The sequence below is a fragment of the Pedobacter indicus genome (assembly GCF_003449035.1).
Lineage (GTDB): Bacteria > Bacteroidota > Bacteroidia > Sphingobacteriales > Sphingobacteriaceae > Albibacterium > Albibacterium indicum.
In genome coordinates this window covers 2,263,383-2,283,404 of record NZ_QRGB01000001.1, presented here as the reverse complement: position 1 = coordinate 2,283,404, position 20,022 = coordinate 2,263,383, and the positions used below count along the sequence as shown (strand labels likewise).

17 protein-coding genes are annotated in these 20,022 nt (G+C 40.3%); 6 read left to right on the top strand and 11 right to left on the bottom strand.

What is annotated here, in order from left to right; genetic code table 11:
- Window positions 1-4: 4 nt before the first annotated feature.
- Both D3P12_RS10125 and D3P12_RS10115 read right to left on the bottom strand, forming a co-directional pair.
- Entirely contained in the window at window positions 5-3,061 is a 3,057-nt protein-coding gene (locus tag D3P12_RS10125) for a SusC/RagA family TonB-linked outer membrane protein (protein WP_118195154.1), read from the bottom strand.
- An 881-nt stretch (window positions 3,062-3,942) separates the two neighbouring features.
- Entirely contained in the window at window positions 3,943-4,389 is a 447-nt protein-coding gene (locus D3P12_RS10115; RefSeq protein ID WP_118195149.1) for an ASCH domain-containing protein, read from the bottom strand.
- A 311-nt stretch (window positions 4,390-4,700) separates the two neighbouring features.
- Between D3P12_RS10115 and D3P12_RS10110 the strand changes: the two genes are divergently transcribed.
- Window positions 4,701-4,952: a hypothetical protein gene (locus D3P12_RS10110; protein ID WP_118195147.1), complete on the top strand. Its 252-nt coding sequence runs from the start codon at window positions 4,701-4,703 to the stop codon at window positions 4,950-4,952.
- Between the two features lie 8 nt (window positions 4,953-4,960).
- On the opposite strand, the gene D3P12_RS10105 is transcribed toward D3P12_RS10110, so the two are convergent.
- The gene (locus D3P12_RS10105) at window positions 4,961-6,223 is read right to left on the bottom strand and encodes a DEAD/DEAH box helicase (protein ID WP_205941092.1); all 1,263 of its coding nucleotides are present in this window, start codon (window positions 6,221-6,223) and stop codon (window positions 4,961-4,963) included.
- A 171-nt stretch (window positions 6,224-6,394) separates the two neighbouring features.
- Here D3P12_RS10105 and D3P12_RS10100 point away from each other — a divergent pair, with 171 nt between their 5' ends.
- The 3 genes from D3P12_RS10100 to D3P12_RS10090 are packed head-to-tail and all read left to right on the top strand — an operon-like array spanning window position 6,395 to window position 10,381.
- Window positions 6,395-8,035: a CTP synthase gene (locus D3P12_RS10100; protein WP_118195145.1), complete on the top strand. Its 1,641-nt coding sequence runs from the start codon at window positions 6,395-6,397 to the stop codon at window positions 8,033-8,035.
- A 21-nt stretch (window positions 8,036-8,056) separates the two neighbouring features.
- Window positions 8,057-9,922 (top strand): membrane protein insertase YidC, encoded by a 1,866-nt coding sequence (yidC, locus tag D3P12_RS10095; RefSeq protein WP_118195143.1) that lies wholly within the window; start codon window positions 8,057-8,059, stop codon window positions 9,920-9,922.
- 6 nt (window positions 9,923-9,928) lie between these two features.
- On the top strand, window positions 9,929-10,381 hold the full coding sequence (locus D3P12_RS10090) for a Fur family transcriptional regulator (protein WP_118195141.1): 453 nt from the start codon (window positions 9,929-9,931) through the stop codon (window positions 10,379-10,381).
- 75 nt (window positions 10,382-10,456) lie between these two features.
- Here the strand turns inward: D3P12_RS10090 and D3P12_RS10085 are convergent, their stop codons facing one another.
- From D3P12_RS10085 to D3P12_RS10050, 8 genes are all read right to left on the bottom strand, one after another.
- A complete protein-coding gene (locus D3P12_RS10085; RefSeq protein WP_017258669.1) occupies window positions 10,457-10,678 on the bottom strand; it encodes a DUF2795 domain-containing protein in 222 nt (73 codons plus the stop codon).
- A gap of 80 nt (window positions 10,679-10,758) precedes the next feature.
- A complete protein-coding gene (locus tag D3P12_RS10080) occupies window positions 10,759-11,307 on the bottom strand; it encodes a cob(I)yrinic acid a,c-diamide adenosyltransferase (protein WP_118195139.1) in 549 nt (182 codons plus the stop codon).
- A 9-nt stretch (window positions 11,308-11,316) separates the two neighbouring features.
- Entirely contained in the window at window positions 11,317-12,696 is a 1,380-nt protein-coding gene (locus D3P12_RS10075) for a putative oxidoreductase C-terminal domain-containing protein (RefSeq protein WP_118195136.1), read from the bottom strand.
- A gap of 89 nt (window positions 12,697-12,785) precedes the next feature.
- On the bottom strand, window positions 12,786-14,198 hold the full coding sequence (locus tag D3P12_RS10070) for a Gfo/Idh/MocA family protein (protein ID WP_118195134.1): 1,413 nt from the start codon (window positions 14,196-14,198) through the stop codon (window positions 12,786-12,788).
- Between the two features lie 34 nt (window positions 14,199-14,232).
- Window positions 14,233-15,087 (bottom strand): ThuA domain-containing protein, encoded by an 855-nt coding sequence (locus tag D3P12_RS10065; protein ID WP_245977429.1) that lies wholly within the window; start codon window positions 15,085-15,087, stop codon window positions 14,233-14,235.
- A 47-nt stretch (window positions 15,088-15,134) separates the two neighbouring features.
- A complete protein-coding gene (locus D3P12_RS10060) occupies window positions 15,135-16,379 on the bottom strand; it encodes a DUF6807 domain-containing protein (protein WP_118195132.1) in 1,245 nt (414 codons plus the stop codon).
- 138 nt (window positions 16,380-16,517) lie between these two features.
- Window positions 16,518-17,612 (bottom strand): S1 family peptidase, encoded by a 1,095-nt coding sequence (locus D3P12_RS10055; protein ID WP_118195130.1) that lies wholly within the window; start codon window positions 17,610-17,612, stop codon window positions 16,518-16,520.
- Window positions 17,613-17,619: 7 nt separating this feature from the next.
- Window positions 17,620-18,180, bottom strand: a complete 561-nt coding sequence (locus tag D3P12_RS10050; protein WP_245977428.1) for an RNA polymerase sigma factor — start codon at window positions 18,178-18,180, stop codon at window positions 17,620-17,622.
- A 199-nt stretch (window positions 18,181-18,379) separates the two neighbouring features.
- Here D3P12_RS10050 and D3P12_RS10045 point away from each other — a divergent pair, with 199 nt between their 5' ends.
- Both D3P12_RS10045 and purB read left to right on the top strand, forming a co-directional pair.
- Complete coding sequence (locus D3P12_RS10045; protein ID WP_118195128.1) at window positions 18,380-18,574, top strand: hypothetical protein; 195 nt, start codon at window positions 18,380-18,382, stop codon at window positions 18,572-18,574.
- A 99-nt stretch (window positions 18,575-18,673) separates the two neighbouring features.
- Window positions 18,674-20,017: an adenylosuccinate lyase gene (purB, locus tag D3P12_RS10040; RefSeq protein WP_118197067.1), complete on the top strand. Its 1,344-nt coding sequence runs from the start codon at window positions 18,674-18,676 to the stop codon at window positions 20,015-20,017.
- The last annotated feature ends 5 nt before the right edge of the window (window positions 20,018-20,022 follow it).

Sequence of the window (20,022 nt, the reverse complement as noted above, 5' to 3'; positions counted from 1 at the left end):
TTGGTTAAAATCTTGCACTTATATTGAGCGTAAATGTCCTTGCCAATGGATAAGACGCACCATAATCGATACCAGGAACAGCGTTCGAATTTGATTTTACAGCCGTTTGTGGGTTCCCGTTATTATGATCATGCAAGAACACATTATCAGCGTTAGCCGATATGCGAATTGATTTAAATGCATTTGTTCTCTCAACAAATTTCATTGGCACGTTATACCCTAGCGCTACTGTTCTTATTCTAAAATAAGAAGCATCTCTTAACCAAAATGTAGAAGGCGTCGTCATGTTGGGAGTGATAGCAGCTCTTGGAATTTTTCCATTTCCTGGCTGTTCCGGTGAACGCCACCGATCTCTCCAATAGCCTTCATCATTCGCACGCGACTGCCCGTCACTCGAGCCCGATACGGTAAGTAATTTGTTTCCCCATTGTCCATCCATTGACACATACAGATCAAAATTTTTATAAGAGAAATTATTATGAAAACCCCAGAAGAATTTGGGACTGTTGTGACCTGCAAGGGTACGATCATCCTCGTCAATAACCCCATCATTGTTAATATCTTTATATTTGATATCACCAACAGATTGTGTTTTGTAATGAGGAGAATTATCAAATTCCTCCTGAGTTTCAAATATGCCGTCCTGAATAAAAAGGAAATAACTACCAATAGGTTCACCAATTTTCGTTATCGTAATATTCGAAATTACTGAACTGCCATAAATTGGAGCGCCAGATGGCCCTAACTTGACTACCTCATTTTTATTATGTGAAATATTGAAACCAGAACTCCACTTAAATTCTCCAACCAGGTTATTCGTATTCAACTCCAACTCGACTCCCGTGTTTCGTACCTGTCCTATATTTCTAAGCGATGTAGAGAAGCCGACAACCGATGGAATAGGGACATTCAACAATAAGTCCTTTGTATCAGCTTGATACACGTCGAACCCGATGTTCACTCGGTTCCTGATCAAGCCCAAATCCAAGCCGAGGTTAACCGTATAGGTTTTTTCCCAACCTAAAGTTCTATTGCTAAAGCTACTTGGCACATAACCAATCAATGTGTTTTGATTACCTCCTACACCAAGGGTATAATCAGCGTTCGATAATGTACTAATCGATGCGTAGTTGCTGATATTATTACTTCCCGTCACACCATAACTACCCCTGATTTTTAGATTGCTGATCGTAGAAGAACTACGAAGAAATTCCTCTTCACTCAATAACCATCCTAGTGAAACTGCGGGGAACCATCCCCATTGATTATCTGCCCCAAAACGTGAACTACCATCTCGTCTCAAGCTCATTGACAAAAACTGTTTTTCTTTCCTTGCAAAGTTTGCACGGCCGATGAATGACATCAAATTCCATTCAGAGACAGAAGAACCGCCCGAATTCAATACATTACCAGCGTTCAAAGTTGTTATATCATCATCGGGAAATCCCAGTTTACCTAGATTAGAGTTAAAAGCCTTGTCATACTGATAACTAAAGCCCCCAATCGCATCCAAAGTCCAATCATCTTTTGCAAGATTGTACGAAAGAATATGTTCGGTCAGATAATTATCTTGCGAAATTGTTGAAGTGGAGCCTTGAGCGCCACTACCTCGATTGATATTATTCGGTTTAAAAAATTGATTAACACTATTTAAATAATCAACACCAAAAGTAGATCTCAATTTTAAATTATCCAGAAAGCTAATTTCCGTGTACGCATTTGCTCGGATGTTTTTCGAATTCGTCTCATTCGTTAATTCACTCGCTAAAGCTACTGGATTCACAATAAAAGCAGCGTAGTAAGGATTGTATCCAAACTCTTCGGTTTGCGTGTTCAAGTCAAACAATGGCAACATATACTGCGATCGGCTAACAGGACCACCATCTCCATCGCTATCACCATCATTTCTATTTACGGCGTTAGCGGAAAGGTTAACACCGAATGTAAATCTATTTCCGATTTTTGTTTCTGCATTGGTTAAAAAAGAGTACCGTTGATAATCAGATCCAATGATGACCCCTTTTTGATCGTAAAAATTCCCCGAAATATAATATTTCAATTTGTCATTTGCACCAGAAGCAGACAGTTGATAGTTCTGTATCGGAGCAGATTGCTCGATCAGTTTCTGCCAGTCGTTATCCGGTAAAGCTTCCGAATTACTCCATGCCGGATCTATCCAGAAGGCCGCGTTCGACCGTTCTTCATTCGGATCCGAGGCATTCCCTCCCTGCAATTCCCAGGTATTATTTCGTTCTTCAATCGCAAAATCAATATACTCATCCCGGTTAAGCACATCATATTTACTCAATCTTTTTTGAAATCCTACGTACGTATCAAACTGGAAAGTCGGTGTCCCCGATTTACCCGATTTCGTCGTTACCAAAACGACTCCATTGGCGCCTCTTGAACCATAGATGGCAGCTGAAGCAGCATCTTTTAAAACCTCGATCGACTCGATATCATTCGGGTTAATGTTGTCCAACCCACTAGATAAAGGAAAACCATCAACTACATACAAGGGGGTGCTAGCATAGTTAATAGATGAAGAACCCCGAACCTTTACTGTCAGCCCTTTTCCGGGCGCACCACTAATTTCCTGAACCTGAACTCCCGCAAGCTTGCCAGCCATCGCGTTATCTATACGTGTCGCAGGTCTATCATTTAAATCCTCCCCGCCAACCTTAGAAATCGCACTTGTGACACTTGAAGCTTTTTGCGTTCCGTAACCCACAACCACGATCTCGTCTAATGCTTTTGAATCAGCACTCATTGCCGTATTGACCAACTGACTTTCAGCTGTCACAGCTATAACTTCGGCGACATAGCCAATGTATTGAAACGTCAGACTTTTTGCATCTTTTGGCACGGATAGCGTGTAATTTCCATTTTCGTCTGTCACGATTCCAGTCGTAGTTCCCGTTACAGTAACAGATACCCCAATTAAAGGCGCGCCCGTCTCCCTATCGGACACCGTACCTCTGATTGTTCGTGATTGTGCATAGAGATTCAGAACCGAAAAAACTAGTACACAAAGAACACAACATCGTAATAAGTTTTTCATAATTGATAAGTTTATTAAATTGATATTAAACACGGGCAATACAATACAGTACAAACCAGTACAGCTAAGTAACTAACTTTATTTTACAATACCAAAACTTAAATAAAAAAAGAATCGAAAATGCCGAATTATTGTCCGGTTTCCTGAAGCCTCTATTTGCGTCGTAATTAAAGTGCGTTAGTATCACCAAGTCTAGTAAGTTCATTAATCATTGCTGAACAATCTGTGACATTCATATGCGTTAAGTCAGACCCGCGGTTTTTTATCCACCAATTTATGTCAGGTTCGGAATAAATCCGTATAGGAATTTCAATTAATTTCCTTATTGCTGTTTGAGTGGTGTCTGAGTATGAATACTGTGAAGGTTTATAGTAGTTTAGTTAAATGAGTAGCTGGACTTCCTCCTGCTTCTTTTTCAACCCTGCCAACTATATATAAGTTTTCGTGATTTAATTCATTTTCATCCGATAGTCTGACATCTCTCCTCGCAGAATAATAAATCCTTTATGCTTTGAACGAACATCGTTGAGAATTAGCTTGAATGTTTGCTGACGTCGGAATAATCGTCAAAATTCCATTTTGTGCCAATTTCCTCGGCAAATCGGTCTGCCTTAAAACCGCATCTGAAGTCTCTCCTAATCCTGGCACTAAGAATATATACCCCTTCCAAGGGCGTTTTTGGGGATACAATATTGTATATCTGCTTTTGGTCGTATCGGTATTATCGAGAAACACTTTATCAATTTTGATATTCTCTACTTCTTGAGCGATACAATCTATAGTGAAAAATGATAATGTTAAAAATACAATAACAAGTCGGTTCATACTTTTTTGGCCTTTAATTATCCTCAGAACTAGCGAGTGCGAATACCCTGACTACCCTACCCATATAGTTTCAAAATATTCACACACAATTTCCATATCCTCAGTAGGATCATCATCAAATCTTTCATTTCATTCGAATAATAATCCCAGTGTACTTTCTTCCAATAGTCCAAACTTCTATCACCTTCCCCTTCTATAAACGCATATTCGGGAGTTATATCCCGATAGCTTACAATTTCAACTTTCTTGACTTTGGTAATGGCCTTTGGTTCTCCTGCCCAATTCGTAACGATTGCCAGATCGCCAGATTTAGGAAATGATTGATTGTTTTGATCATACCACCACACTGAACTTGAAGTTGCTTGCTTTATCCCTTTCACAACCAATTCCGCACATTCATTTGCATCTTTCTCATTATCGCAAAAGTGATAGGATTGCGGCTTTTCAACGTTGGTATATTCAGGTTTTTCCTTTTGGAACCTCTTCCAAAAATCGTTAATCATATCAGAATAGTGCTTTAGAATTTTTGTATAATGCTTTCGATGTTATTCATTGGAGCAATTTACCATAAAAAATTAAACGCGGTGAAGACTTGTTGCAGAAATTCCCAATGACGGCTGCTGATTAACTCGGTATTAACTCAACAAAAACCTTCGTTTCATTGAGTCAACACTGAGCCAACAAGCTGTTTACACTGGGAGTCTCCCGAACAAGTCCAAACCCGCTTTCTCCAAAAAAATTAAATTTTCATGCTAGATCTTATTGACCTTGCTCAGCACTAAAACAACGAGCCGTCTTTAATTGTATTTATGATATGCATACAGATGAAGAAATAAAAAAGGAAGGTTTCCGACTTTTATCGGAACTGACTCCAGGAGAGCTGGAAACCCTTACTGAAATAGATTTTGAAGTGGTTTTAAAAAATAGCAATGGAGGTTCAGATCGTTATACGATCTTTTTTGAAAGGGGCTTCGCGGACGAAAAGAGTGATTGGACCGTACGAAATATCATACGACCCGACAAATTGCAAGATCCGGAACCTAAGGAAGATGATAAAATAGAGTAAGTTGGCACCTACCCGACTGCATCCGGCTTCTTTTTTGAAAAATGCTTGCGCTGACCGTTTTTCTTAAACGGCTTTTTCTTTTTCCGATTGTTATTATTATGACCAGTTTTGCGATCTGACGGCAACGGGTCTGATGGGCTTTTGCCAAGAAACTCAGGCAGAGGTATGATATCTACCGCACGACCCATAAATTCCTCAATGGCCTGGAATTTCCTAAAATCTTTATTGTTGACCAATGTAATCGCAGTTCCGGTATTTTTAGCACGCGCTGTACGACCGATGCGGTGAATGTAGTCTTCCGGGTCACCGGGAACATCAAAATTCACCACCAAATCGATACCATCGACATCAATTCCTCTTGAAAGCACGTCGGTACCTACTAAAACAGATATATTTCGATTTTTAAAATCTAATAGAATTTCTTGTCGCTCTTCTTGCTTAAGATCAGAGTGGAATGCTTTTACTTTTAAACCTAACTTCCGAAGATCCGTGCCAAGGTGCTTTACCTTTTCTTTTGTCGAAGCAAAAATGATGATGCTATTGAAATCACCCTCTTTAAGGATATTGAGCAATAACTTGTTTTTCTGATCATCAAAGGCACGGTACGCCTGTTGCTTAATGCCTTCAGCGGGCTGAGATGTGGCTATGTTGACTTGCTGTGGGTTTTTTAACAGTTTTTCCGCAAACCTCCTGATTTTAGCCGGCATGGTAGCAGAAAACATCAGAGTTTGCCGTTCTTGGGGTAACTTTCGGACAATATGCAACAAATCATCCTGAAAACCCATATCCAACATCCGGTCTGCCTCGTCGAGTACCAAGTATTTAATCTGATCAACCAGCACGCCTCCAGAGTTTAAATGGGCTATTAGTCGACCGGGAGTGGCAATCACGATATCTACCCCTTCTCTTAACGAACGCCTTTGCTGTTCATAGTCTATTCCATTGCCCCCACCGTAAATGGCGATTGAGGTAAGACCTGTAAAGTAGGCCAAACCTTCAATCTGTTGATCAATCTGGAGGGCTAACTCCCTCGTGGGTGCCAAGATTAGTGCGCTAATGGGCGGGCGTTCTTCCGAACGACAGATACCGTCCATCACCGGAAGTAAATAAGAGGCCGTCTTACCGGTACCGGTTTGTGCACATGCGATAAGATCATGAGCTGATTGTATGATAGGGATTGCTTGGGCTTGTATCGGAGTCGGGGTTTTGAAACCCATGCTGTTTAGACCATCTAATAATTGATCGTCAAAAGCAAAGTCAGTAAAAGTCAATAGTATATAAAATTAATTCGTTACAAAAGTACGAAAAAAACGACCATTTAATCAATTAATAATATTTCGGTCTTGAAAACCAACAATAATTCTTACTTTTGTATCCCGTACGAAAACATTCAGAAATAGGTCTAAAACCTATTTTCTGGAAGGTTTATCCAAAATAATGACATGACAAAATACATCTTCGTTACGGGCGGCGTTACCTCGTCTTTAGGTAAAGGTATTATTTCTGCATCCTTAGCTAAACTTCTTCAGGCACGTGGTTACCGGGTAACCATTCAAAAATTTGACCCTTATATCAATATTGATCCGGGCACCCTTAACCCTTATGAACATGGTGAATGTTACGTTACCGAAGATGGAGCGGAAACAGATCTGGATTTGGGTCACTACGAGCGCTTTTTAAACACACCTACCTCGCAGGCAAATAACATTACTACAGGCAGGATTTATCAACATGTGATACAAAAAGAGCGTGCCGGCGATTATTTAGGTAAAACAGTACAGGTTGTTCCGCACATTACGGACGAAATTAAACGCAACATGCGCCTGCTTGGTGAAAACGAAAACTATGATATCGTGATCACGGAATTGGGTGGTACTGTTGGTGATATTGAGTCTTTACCTTTTATTGAGGCAGTACGGCAGTTACGTTGGGAATTGGGGAATAATGACTCGTTGGTTATTCATCTTACCTTGGTTCCTTTTCTTGCTGCTGCTGGTGAGTTGAAGACTAAACCAACGCAACACTCAGTAAAAATGCTTCTGGAATATGGTATCCAACCCGATATTTTGGTATGCAGAACCGAACATCACTTAACAAGTGAAATCCGTAAAAAGCTGGCTTTATTTTGCAATGTTAACCTGAATGCTGTCGTGGAGTCTATTGATGCGCCATCCATTTATGATGTACCGCTCCTGATGATGAAGGAACAACTGGATAAGACAGTATTGGCAAAGTTAAAGTTACCAACCAAACCTGAACCAGATTTAGACCGTTGGAAAAACTTCTTAGGTAAACTAAAAAATCCAACTTCGGAAATCAATATTGCTCTGATTGGAAAATATGTTGAGTTGCCTGATGCTTATAAATCGATAACCGAAGCATTTATACATGCTGGTGCCACCAATGAGTGTAAAGTACATGTGCATTGTGTGTCTTCGGAAGATATAACTAGCGCCAATGTCGCTGAACGTCTAAAGAACATGAGCGGAGTTTTGGTTGCACCAGGATTTGGTGAGCGAGGATTGGAAGGGAAGATTCAGTCGATCAAATATGCAAGGGAAAATCAAATACCTTTCTTCGGTATCTGTTTAGGGATGCAATGTGCTGTGATTGAATTTGCCAGAAATGTGATCGGATTAAAGGATGCAAACAGCTTTGAGATGAATCCAAAAACAAAAAATCCGGTCATCAACTTGATGGAAGACCAAAGAAAAGTGAAAGATTATGGAGGTACTATGCGTTTAGGCGCCTACCCTTGCGACCTGAAGAAAGGAACCAAAGCGGCATCTATCTATGGTAAAAGTAAAATTTCGGAACGCCATAGACATCGCTACGAATTCAATAATAAATATTTAAAAGATTTTGAAAGCAACGGAATGATTGCATCGGGAATCAACCCGGGCAACAACTTGGTTGAGATTGTAGAACTAAAAAACCACCCTTTCTTTGTGGGTTCGCAATTTCACCCGGAATTAAAATCAACAGTCATAAATCCTCACCCACTTTTTGTTAACTTTGTGGCCGCTTCTTTAATTTATTCTAAAAATCACAGTAGCGCTAAAAAGAAAGCAGAGAAAAACTAAAATATACACACGACAGATACTATGGATAGAAATACCTTTACCGGGCTCTTTTTGATGTTGCTGACCATCGTTGGTTCGGTATACTTACTGAGGCCTTCTGAAGAAGAGATAAAACGAGAGCAACTTCTTCAAGACTCGATCGCCCGAGCGAAATCCGTATCGGCACAAGTTGCAGATACGCAGTCTAACGAGAGTGCTAGTCTTGATACTACACAAACAATTGCTGCACAAGACTCGGTGGCTGCTACTGGTCCTTTTGGTGCTGCTAAAAACGGGACGGAAAGAACGATTACTTTAGAAAACGAACTAATTAAGGTAAATATCACTAATAAGGGTGGACGGATTGAATCGGTTGAGTTGAAAGATGAGGTTGATTATCAAGGCAATCCGCTGGTCATGTTTGAAGGTGACCAAAACACGTTCGGTCTGCAATTCTCTACTGCTGGAGTAAATGTTAATACAAACGATCTTTACTTTGAGGCTCCTAATCAACGGATACAAGTAAACGAGGGTGATTCTTCATCAGTAAGTTTACGACTTAATTACGGTGGAGGAAAATACATCGACTATATCTATTCTTTAAAAGGTAACAGCTACCAGGTGGGACTGAACATTGTGACCAAAGGTATGCAAGATGTAGTGGCTCCAACTCAAACATCGTTGTTGCTTAACTGGTCAGCCTCACTGAGTCAGAAGGAAAAAGATTTAAGCAATGAACAGCGCTATGCGTCTGTTTACTACCGAACTGCTGAAGAAGATGTCGAAAATCTGAGTACAGGCAAAGATGATAAGGAAGAAATTGGGAAAACACAATGGGTGTCATTTAAACAACATTTCTTTTCGAATACGCTGATCGCTGATCAATTTTTTGAGGGCGGAACGGTCGAAGTTAAGATTGTTCCTGATGCTAATGTGGTTAAGAGCTACTCAACAAACCTAAATCTGGCTTTCGCCCGTCAGGATGTCAATAACTATCCGCTGCGCTTTTACTTTGGCCCGAATAAGTATTCAACTTTAAAAAATCAAAATCTTGCTTTGGAGCAGCAGGTTGACCTGGGTTGGGGACCAATGAAATGGATTAACCGCTTTATTACGCTGCCAGTGTTCAACGTATTAGAGGATTTCAACCTTGGTTACGGTCTGATTATACTTGTTCTGACGATCTTATTGAAACTTATCTTATCTCCACTAAGTTACAAATCTTATGTCTCGATGGCGAAGATGCGTGTGCTGAAACCGGAGATGGATGAGATTAAAGCTAAAGTGGGCGACGACAATCCGACATTATTACAGCAGGAATACCTTAAGCTTTATAAACAGGCTGGTGTAAACCCAATGGGCGGTTGTATTCCTATGTTGCTGCAAATGCCCTTTACAATTGCGTTCTTCTTTTTCTTCCCAAATTTATTCGAATTAAGAGGACAGAGTTTTTTATGGATGAACGACTTATCCACCTATGATGCGATTGTGACGTTTAAACCAATTTTTGGTATCGGACACATCAGTCTCATGGTTGTTCTAATGACTTTGGCTACCTTACTTTCGACTTGGTACAATAACTCTGTGTCGGGTGTGACAGGACAAATGAAGTATATCGGTTACTTTATGCCATTGATTTTCTTATTTGTACTGAATAGCTTCCCTTCCGGATTGACATACTATTACTTCTTATCAACTGTATTTACTTTTGGCCAGCAATTTACCATCCGTCAGTTCATCAACGATGAGAAAATTCATGCTAAAATTCAGGAGCATAAGAAGAAACCGGAAACCAAAAAGAAAAAATCAGGTTTTCAAAAGAGAATGGAAGATTACATGCGTCAACAACAAGCAGCCGCTAAACAAGGTGGTAACGCGACGAAAACAGGGGGCGCAAAAAAGAAATAGTTTATCATGCAAAGCAGAAGCCTAGGGAGTAAGAGAGAAAAAGCAGAAAGATTATTACGTAAACATAATCTGAAAGTAACTGTACCACGCCTGAGTGTACTATCGGTTATATCGGAAAAAGAGACTGCTACTTCTCAACCCGATCTGGAGAAGGTCTTAGGAAAGAGCGTTGATCGGGTAACGCTGTATCGGGTATTGAATGTTTTTGAAGAGAAAGGCATTCTACATAAAATTTTTGATTTACATGGAACGGCGACTTACGCGCTTTGCTCAGAAGAATGCCCCGAGCATATCCACAGCGAGGATCATGTACATTTTACCTGTTCTAAGTGCAATAGCGTTTATTGCTTAAATGAAGTAACAATTCCGACCATTGAGACTCCTATAGGGTTTCGGGTAGATGCTGTTGGTATTAACGCTGTTGGTATTTGTGCGCAATGCCAATCAAAAGTCAATTAAGGGACACCGTATTATAAAATAAAAAAGACGCTTAATTAAGCGTCTTTTTTATTTATTCATCTTTTCGTATCACTACTAGTATTCATCTTCGTTAAAGAAGAAATCGTCCTTTGTAGGATAATCTGGCCATATTTCTTCGATATTTTCATAGGGCTCTCCGTCATCCTCCAGTGCCTGTAAGTTTTCAATAACTTCAACAGGGGCACCTGAACGGATTCCGTAGTCTATCAATTCATCTTTCGTTGCCGGCCAAGGTGCATCCTCTAAATGTGATGCTAACTCTAATGTCCAGTACATAATTTTTTTTATTTATCAATTCAATTTTCCGCAAAAATAGAATAATTTATCAAATAAAAAAATTTATGCATCATTATTATTTAAACCCTTGGAACCCAGATATTTTCATTGTTTCCAGAGTCTAAAGCAACTTTTCTTCCAAGAACAAAAAGGTAGTCACTAAGTCTATTTAGGTACATAATAACCCTGTCGTCGACCGAGCTTGTTTCTGATAAATGAACTGCTAAGCGCTCTGCCCGCCGGCACACGCACCTGGCGAGATGACATGCGGAAGAGGCTAAACCACCACCGGGCAGAATAAAATGCTTTAACGGTGGTAATTCCTCAGTCATCACATCAATCTGCTCCTCGAGGTATGTGATGTCTGTATCGTACAGATCTGGTATCCGCTTGGTAGACCGCTCCGGGTCCGATGCTAATGAAGACCCGATAGTAAAGAGACGATCCTGTATTTCCTTTAACACCTGAAGCTGAACAGAATCGATATCATGGCTACCAATTAACCCAATATAGGAATTTAACTCATCCACTGTTCCGTAGCTTTCTATACGCAAGTGATGTTTCGGTACTTTGGTGCCTCCAATTAAGGAGGTCTGTCCCTTATCGCCTTTTTTTGTGTATATCTTCATCGCAACGACCTACTTTCCTTCCTTCGCAAGCTCCAATGCAGCTGTGGTTGTATAATACTTTGCAATCATGTTCGGAACTTCCCAATCTGGCATGCTGCCATCTTTTAAGAATTCAAGATATTTCTCAGTAACACGTGCAAAGTGCGCTTCATGTCCTTCCTTATATTCTTCAGGTATCACTACCTCCCAGCCTTTATCGTTTTCCTTTAACTCGACATTGGGGAACTTACTTTGAATGGTTTGTAAAGCAGTCTTTAAAGCTTCGCTATACGCATCCGTCTTCCCTCCTACTGGTTCGATATACAGCAATGGTTTATAACCCTGATCCGCACCTTGCCGAATAATCAAATTGGTTTTACTACCCCGCATAATGGAATAATGTGTATCGCCAGTTCCTTCTGGTGCCTGGAAATTCCAAATAACTGATATTTTGGCGTGTACGCCTTTCAACGTATAGTTCATCTCACCGTTGGAATATACTTTCAAAGAGTCCCCCTCTACATCTTTTTCAAGATATTCGGGATATTCTGACAGTTTTGTAGCTTCTTCAAACTGTGCTTTACTCATTGTTGTGGGCCAACGCTTTGCTGAAAGCATATTGATGTCTTGCTCATAATTAATTGCTTGATCGGGAAACAGAGTCCACTGAATCATATCTACCAAGTGTGTATTCACATCGACAATCCCCTCCCCTTGTTGTGCAACGTCAAAGAACCATGCCGGACGGGTTAAAGGGTTTCCGGATACATACTTAAAGAAATGATGCACACTCTCTTTTACCACAGCTGGATTATCGGGGCTACCTTTTTCCTGTTCGCCATATAGATCCTTTATCAGAGAGAACTCTTTCTGAAGCATGGTTGTGATTTCATAACGCTCGGTCATGATGTCATATAAAAGAAGATCTTTTTCGCTTGCTTTTTCGAAAGCTGTCTTTAATTTTTCAAAGCCAGCTTTGTCAATTGCCATTGGTTTGTCAGCCAATACATTTAGACCCGCATCTATGGACTTTTCAATGTAGTTGATTTTTTCGCGGTTATTCCCGGCAAGCACGACCACATTTCCTGCTTTATCTTTCAGCATCTTTTCCAGATAATCCGAACCGGTATACACTTCTTCTTTCCAGGCAGTAGGATTGTCCGGATCAGAATTGTATTGTTCAATCAGAGCCATATGTGCATCTAGCTCCGACCCTTCGGGGGCGTACACGTGTACAGTGGAATCAACACCTGGATACATACTCTTTTGCACCAAGGCGGCATGAAAGTGCCCCGGCGCCAGGGTTATTAGCTTAACATTGTCATTTGTGGCTTCAGAAGAGTTATTTTCCGAAGAGCCTGAGCACCCTGCTGCAAACAAAACGCTCAGGACTAAATAAATTTTCTTCATTTAAGATAAGGTTAGTATAAAATTAGATTTCTATTCCATCTATTGGATTTAGCTTCTAATATAGGGTTTTCTATTTTCTTTTCTAAAGTTTAGCCCTTTTTATACTGAACATAATTGGTTCCATAAGGGTATCGCTGAGGTCTTGATAAAAGCTTATTTGCTTCTACATTATCTTTGAATTCCTCTTTTTTTGGATCCCAATAGAGTTTCCCCGGCACCTTCATCGCCGCGTGAAGTACCAGACAAGCACTGCATGACCGATGGGCTACTTCAACCGGACTAATGGTCTCTTTCTTATCAACGATACATTCTACCCAGTTCTGATGTTGCTCCGGACTGGCATATAAATGGATCTCGTTTTGACCGATTTCCGAACCGAGTATTTTAGGGTCGCTCGCCTGAAATGCTTTGTTATCCCCACTGGTTGGGTCACTGGCTGTAACACCAACATTTCCCCTACTTACGAAAATCCATCCATCGCTTCCCTCAAAGCGAACGCCGTTAGGATAATCTCCCATCAGCATTTCAACACCATTTTTATAACGAGCCCGAGCTTCATATTTGCCATGGACGTTCCATAAACCGGTTGTCGGGAATTCTGCTGTGGCTTCCACTTCAATCGGCCCGGTAAGTTCTGTATCCATGCCCCAATGAGCAATATCAATATGATGCACCCCCCATCCTGTAATCATTCCTGCACCGAATTGCTCCAGGCGCAACCATCCACCCCGGTCATGCGGATTTTCAGGATGAACACGATCAATCGTATAAGGAACATATGGAGTCGACCCCAACCACATGTCATAATTAAATCCTTCTGGTATTGGCATTTCTGTAGATACTCCGCCGGCGGGATCAAACGGTAGACCTATTTTTACTGTATGGATTTTGCCTATACGACCGTTGCGCACCAATTCACAAGCCTTTTTAAATTGAGGCCAAGGACTCATGGAACGTTGCTGACTACCAAGCTGGAATACAACACCTGCTTTCTGGACAGCATCACTCATCTGCCTACCTTCTTCAATCGTTAACGATGTTGGTTTCTGGAGGTAAATATGCTTGCCAGCCAGCGCTGCCTCAATAGCGGGTTGCGCGTGCCAATGATCGGGCGTACTAATAATCACCGCATCAATGTCTTTGTTTGCCAACATATCATGGTAATCGTCATACTCTTTAATATCTACCGACCGACTCCCTCCATCTCTTTTGGCATACCACCCCTCAACCAACCTTTTACAGCCTTGTTGACGGCTTCGGTCTACATCGCTAACTCCGACAATACGAACATTCTTATTTTTAAATGTTTCTGGCAAATCATGAGTTTGGGCAATACGCCCACAGCCAATTTGACCGATATTGATTTGATTACTTGGTGCGTTTTTTCCCAAAACAAAAGACGGCACGATGGATGGAAAACCTGAAAATGCCACAGAGCCTGCCGCAGCAGTTTTAACAAAATCTCTTCGGTTAATAAAAGAACTTCTTCCTGAGTTAGTCATGGTAAGTTAAAATTTAGATTGATTAGTTGATTAGTTAATAACGTACAGCATCGTCCCTGTCTGTTGCATAGGCTTTGCTGTAGTCTAATTTCTTTGTTTCACTAGCAACATGGTTAATTCCTTGCAAGATGTGTTTCATGAACTGAGGATCCTCGTAGCTTTCCTTCATATGCCCCAAAGTAGTTACCCAGATATTTCCACCGTCAAACTTTTGATACCAAACGGCTGGGTAAAGCTCACCAAAATGCGCAGAATGTTTTTCAACTAAAGCCTTCTGATCTTTACGTAAGGTCATATCCAATGAGGTTAGATCATGTGCCATCAACACAACGATTCCCGGATACATTTCTTTCGTAAAATAACATTCATCTTTTCGTATCCATTCTTTTGGTACGCCTTCCATCGAAGGGTGTTCTGGTCTGATATTGATGACTTTAAAATCCTGAAGAACAGCATGCCACGAGAAAGTACCACCAATCATCTTCTTGAACCAAGTCCAGTTCCTCTCCGTTCCAGTAACTGAATGTATACCAACAAAGCCCCCTCCTGCTTGTATATATCTGCGAAAGGCCACACGCTGTTCGTCGGTATCAAAAACATCGTTGTTTGTACTCGCAAACACCAGTAATTTATATTGTTTTAGATTATCTTCCGTGAAAACGGACGGATCGTCTGACACGACAACTTGAAAGCGATTTTCCTCGCCAAGTTTTTTAATGGCCTCAACCGCACTCGCAATATTATCGTGAACAAAACCTTTCCCATTCTTAGTGTAAAGTAATATTTTACTGTTCTTTAGCGCTTTAGCTGGCGGATGAGCAAAGGCAGTGGGAGTTCCTATGAAAAAGAAAAACAACAGTACCTGCATCAGAAATTTAGTTTTGGGCATTGATTTAAACTTTTAAGTAAAAGATTGAATATTTAATATGTTAAGAGTTAGTTAGCAAGATGGATTGTCACTTTTGGAGGATGAGCATATTGCTGCCAAGCGCTTTCTGCGTGTTGTTTGTCCATTTTTCCGTTATAAACCAAGAAACGGTATTTCAGCACATAATTACTACCCGGATAGAGCGGCCAATCTTTATCCTTTGTTGGCGAAAAATTGGCATATACATCGCCGCGACCATTTATTCCTTCTGGCCAGATACGAAGCGGCTCTGGGTAATTATAATTTGTCGGGTAGGACATCATAACCGCACCACCATAATCTGAACCAAGCTCTCCCTGTACGATAACCCAACGAGCTTTACTCCCGTCTGCATCTTTTCTGGTTTTACCTTCCGATGTTAAGATTTCACTGTTATCGTCATTCCATGCCTCAGTCGCGCGCCAACCTAACCCACCATAGCGATATTCTTGAAGGATCACCGGACTAGCTGAAGCGCAATTCATCTGTATCGTAATATCCATAACATAATAATCCTGCTCAGCATCTGGCTTGTAGATACGGACGGTCTGCAGCTCATTGAGTGCTACTTTTTCTTTTCCGTCTTTTTTAAATGCTATATGCTCATGAACGGTTTGGTAATCACCATACACAGCGCCTTGATTTGTCGAAACAAGATTGGCAAAACGCACTGTCCCTTTACGATCTTTCAAATTCCAGAAGTCAACAACATCTCCCTCGAACAACACCTTGGTCCATGGATTCCACAAACCATAGTGATGGTAGTGATCTGGCGGGTCTATTCTTGTAAGCTCTTGCCCCTTTGGTGTCCAAAAAGGATGGATAAAGCCACTGCGCTTAAAAGCTGTATCAACGCCTTCGGGCGGGTAACGTGTTTTATAAACGTAGCGCAATAAATTATTCCCGGCTGACTTAATCAAGAGAGCCCCATCTTCATCTTGGACCTCTACTGCATCATCAGCCAATTGGGGTTTAGCCTCTACGAGCTCGAAAACACGTTGCCCTTTTTTACCAGGACTAATCAACCAATACATGGTACGCTCCTGCCCATTGTCAATCTGATAAGCTACTGGCCTCCGATCACCATCAGTTATTTCAAAAAGTGAAATCATCGAATCAGGAAGTAGTGTGATTTTGTCCAGCGACACACTGGCCGGAACGCTTGATGAAACTGAAGAGTTGGTTAACGTAACAGTTAGGGATGCGATTTTCTGCGCGGATACAATCGAAACTGTCAGAAATAGCACGGCCGTAACAAGTGTATTTTTAAGCATAAGAGAGCATATATTTAGGTTCGAATAATTAAAGTTAATGATTTTGCAATCGGTTGCAAAATTTTATTTCAATTTATTTTATAAAAAGAAAGCGTATTACCTTGAGAGTAACACGCTTTACAAAACACATTAAACGGATTAATATACTTTGACCATGTAGATATAATCTTTTATTTTCTTTATTTGTGCTGTACGTGGTAATCCTTTCAATAGATTTGTTTTATTGTAAACAAGATTCTTATCCAACGAATCACGCGAAACACTTTCGAGTGACTTTAACAGATATTCTGTTTTTACGGCGAAGGCCGCGCCATCAGCTTCTTTTTGTTTACCATTGATTACGCCGATCACATTACCAGAGTCGTCCAGAACAGGTCCGCCGCTATTACCTGGGTTCACAGGAATAGATACCTGGTATGCTACGGTATCTCCACCATAACCGGTATTCGAACTTAAATATCCTCTCCCATACACGGGCTCTTCACGCGGGAAACCAATAGTGAATATATTCTGACCTAGTTCAGATTCTTCAGTTTTGAAAGTGTATGGCAACGGACCTAATTCTTGGAATGTTGGATCAACAATTTCTAGCAAAGCGATGTCATAAGTTGGATCAATATAAACGACGTTCGTTTTAAACGAAGCTCCCTCTTCATTCTGCACATAAACAGAATCAGCGCCGCTAATAACATGATAATTGGTCGCAATATACCCGTTCGATGTTAAAGCGAACCCTGTCCCTCCGAAACTACTAGGTTCTGTTTTTTGCACATTTGAACTTATATTATTGATTACACGGTTTTGCGCGTTCATGTTACTCTGAATACGATTCATATCACGCTTTAGAGCACTATACATACTGGTATTGTCTTTTACATTGCTGTAAAAACCAGACATCCACAGTGTGGAAAAAACAATAAGCAAAGCTACCGACGCTGCGACCAACATATCAACACCGTGGCTTTTCCAGAAACGAATAATCTTATTGCTATCATTCTTATCCAACACATCGTTCAGCTTGACATTTGCACTCACACGTTCTAGTTTCGCCCGAAAGTCAATCCTATTCTGATATTCATTAAGTTTCTGTACCAAAAGTCGATGCTCTTCATATCGCACGGCTTCCGTTGGATTCTCTTTGCAGTAGTCTTCAAACTCCTTCCGCTCATTTGGACTCATTTCACCTCTGATATAAGAATCAGCTTGTGTAATAAAATCTAAATCCTTCTTCATTATATCTTTATTTAAAAAATAGTTTCTTTAATCGTTGTAAGCATTTATATTTCTGGTTCTTCGCATTGTCTGCGTTCGTATAACCAAATTTTTCACATATCTCCTGCATCGATAAATTATGCAGATAAAAATCACTTATAATGGTCTGACAAGGTTCACCCAATAACTGCAATGATTCCTCCATCAGTAAAAATTGATCTTCTTTCTGATAGTACTCTGCCAAATCATCTTCAACTCCGACCAGCTCTTCTTGCTCCTGAGTATTGAGTATTAATCGATCTGATTTATTTAACCTCTTTAACCACAGTCGCCTACTAACAGAATAAAGAAAAGTTCCTAATTTACTACTAAGAACGAAGTCTCCCGACTGCACCTTATCATACAGAACGATAACTGCTTCTTGAAAAATATCCTTTGCATCGTCTTCATCTCCGTTGTTCTTCACAATCAGTTGATAGACCATCGGATAGTAGCTTGCATATAGATATTCTAGTTCTGCTGTTGAACCCTCAGCTATACCTTTTAGTACCTCCTGATCATCTCTGTATTCTTCTTGTACTCTGTTCACCTTTTAATACTTAAAACGAATAAAAGTAACCCATTTTTTCATAAATATATAAATATAAACGAAGGTGGTTCTAGAAAGTGTTATGGATTAGGAACTAAAAATATTTTTATTTTTTCTCAGCATAGGGGTTACCTTTTCCCAAATAGGGTATTAAGGATAAAATAAACTAGTTATTTTAACAACAAAAAAACAATTAAAAATGAAAAATCTATTCAAATTTGGTTTCTTAGGATTAGCTTTAACTTTTGCTGCAGCAGCTTGTAACTCTCAGCCAACTGAGACTCAAGACGCAGAAGAAGTGGATGTACTTATTGAAGAAGATACTATGGTTGTTAACGATGTTGATACTGCTGTAATTGATTCAGCTGACATCGATACAAACGTTATCGACTAAATACCAGACATTTTTTAACAAAAAAGCCCGTACATGATTGTGCGGGCTTTTTTGTTAGGTCTAGATTATTTACATTTGCGTTCTCAAAATATCGATTCCATGAAACTCTCTCCCCTATCTGCGATCTCCCCAATTGATGGTCGTTATCATAATGTGACGGCAAAATTGGCAAGTTATTTCTCTGAATATGCGTTAATTCGTTTTCGTGTTTATGTAGAAATAGAATACTATATCGCACTGAGCGAAAGTGGAATCCCCCAATTGCCAGCGCTAGATGACTCAATAAAGACCAAATTACGTGATATCATCAAAAACTTTTCAGAAAGCGATGCTGAACGTATTAAAGAAATAGAAAAAACAACAAACCACGATGTAAAAGCCGTCGAATACTTTATTAAAGAAAGGTTTGTCGAATTACAGATTAAGGAAACGAAAGAATTTATCCATTTTGGTTTAACATCTCAAGATGTGAACAATACGGCAATTCCGCTGGCATGGAAAAAGGCTATTGAAGATGTCTACTATCCTGAAATCAAATCGATCTCTGATAAGTTAATCGATTTATCTGATACATGGGACAAAATATCGATGCTAGCGAGAACACACGGCCAACCAGCGTCTCCCACTCGGCTGGGCAAGGAGATCAAAGTATTTTGTGAGCGATTGGAGAATCAGGTTAAGCTTATGAAACAGATTCCTTTTTCAGCAAAGTTTGGTGGTGCTACGGGCAATTTCAATGCCCATCACTTGGCCTATCCAGAGATAGATTGGGTGACTTTTGCAAATCACTTCGTCAATGAAACCTTAGAACTATCCAGATCTCAATTCACTACACAAATTGAACATTACGATAACTTTGCAGCCCATTGTGACGCTCTAAAACGAATCAATAACATATTAAACGATCTTTGCCGGGACATCTGGACATATATTTCGATGGATTACTTTAAGCAAGAGATCGTTGCCGGACAAATCGGTTCATCCGCCATGCCACATAAGGTAAATCCGATCGATTTTGAAAATGCAGAAGGGAATCTGGGTATCGCTAACGCAATGCTGGAACATCTGGCCGCAAAACTTCCGATCTCCAGATTGCAAAGAGACTTAACCGACTCCACTGTCTTAAGAAATATCGGTGTCCCATTTGCTCATACGCTCATTGCCCTTAAGTCACTCATGCGTGGTCTAAACAAATTAATCATTAATGAATCAGCTATCCGCGCCGACTTGAAAAACAATTGGGCTGTAGTTGCAGAGGGCATACAGACCATTCTCCGTAGAGAAGGTTATCCTAAACCCTACGAAGCCCTGAAAGACCTGACAAGAACAAATGAGCGGGTTAATGAAGAAACGATCGCTAAGTTTGTGGATGGTCTAAATGTTTCTCATAAAATCAAAGCAGAAATCAAAGCGATCACGCCCTGGAACTATACCGGCGTTTAGGACGA

What these genes read in the sequence shown, in the direction of transcription:
- D3P12_RS10125 (WP_118195154.1), bottom strand. Translation starts at nt 3,061, where the DNA reads ATGAAAAACTTATTACGATGTTGTGTTCTTTGTGTACTAGTTTTTTCG.
- D3P12_RS10115 (WP_118195149.1), bottom strand. Translation starts at nt 4,389, where the DNA reads ATGATTAACGATTTTTGGAAGAGGTTCCAAAAGGAAAAACCTGAATAT.
- D3P12_RS10110 (WP_118195147.1), top strand. Translation starts at nt 4,701, where the DNA reads ATGCATACAGATGAAGAAATAAAAAAGGAAGGTTTCCGACTTTTATCG.
- D3P12_RS10100 (WP_118195145.1), top strand. Translation starts at nt 6,395, where the DNA reads ATGACAAAATACATCTTCGTTACGGGCGGCGTTACCTCGTCTTTAGGT.
- yidC (WP_118195143.1), top strand. Translation starts at nt 8,057, where the DNA reads ATGGATAGAAATACCTTTACCGGGCTCTTTTTGATGTTGCTGACCATC.
- D3P12_RS10090 (WP_118195141.1), top strand. Translation starts at nt 9,929, where the DNA reads ATGCAAAGCAGAAGCCTAGGGAGTAAGAGAGAAAAAGCAGAAAGATTA.
- D3P12_RS10085 (WP_017258669.1), bottom strand. Translation starts at nt 10,678, where the DNA reads ATGTACTGGACATTAGAGTTAGCATCACATTTAGAGGATGCACCTTGG.
- D3P12_RS10080 (WP_118195139.1), bottom strand. Translation starts at nt 11,307, where the DNA reads ATGAAGATATACACAAAAAAAGGCGATAAGGGACAGACCTCCTTAATT.
- D3P12_RS10075 (WP_118195136.1), bottom strand. Translation starts at nt 12,696, where the DNA reads ATGAAGAAAATTTATTTAGTCCTGAGCGTTTTGTTTGCAGCAGGGTGC.
- D3P12_RS10070 (WP_118195134.1), bottom strand. Translation starts at nt 14,198, where the DNA reads ATGACTAACTCAGGAAGAAGTTCTTTTATTAACCGAAGAGATTTTGTT.
- D3P12_RS10065 (WP_245977429.1), bottom strand. Translation starts at nt 15,087, where the DNA reads ATGCCCAAAACTAAATTTCTGATGCAGGTACTGTTGTTTTTCTTTTTC.
- D3P12_RS10060 (WP_118195132.1), bottom strand. Translation starts at nt 16,379, where the DNA reads ATGCTTAAAAATACACTTGTTACGGCCGTGCTATTTCTGACAGTTTCG.
- D3P12_RS10055 (WP_118195130.1), bottom strand. Translation starts at nt 17,612, where the DNA reads ATGAAGAAGGATTTAGATTTTATTACACAAGCTGATTCTTATATCAGA.
- D3P12_RS10045 (WP_118195128.1), top strand. Translation starts at nt 18,380, where the DNA reads ATGAAAAATCTATTCAAATTTGGTTTCTTAGGATTAGCTTTAACTTTT.
- purB (WP_118197067.1), top strand. Translation starts at nt 18,674, where the DNA reads ATGAAACTCTCTCCCCTATCTGCGATCTCCCCAATTGATGGTCGTTAT.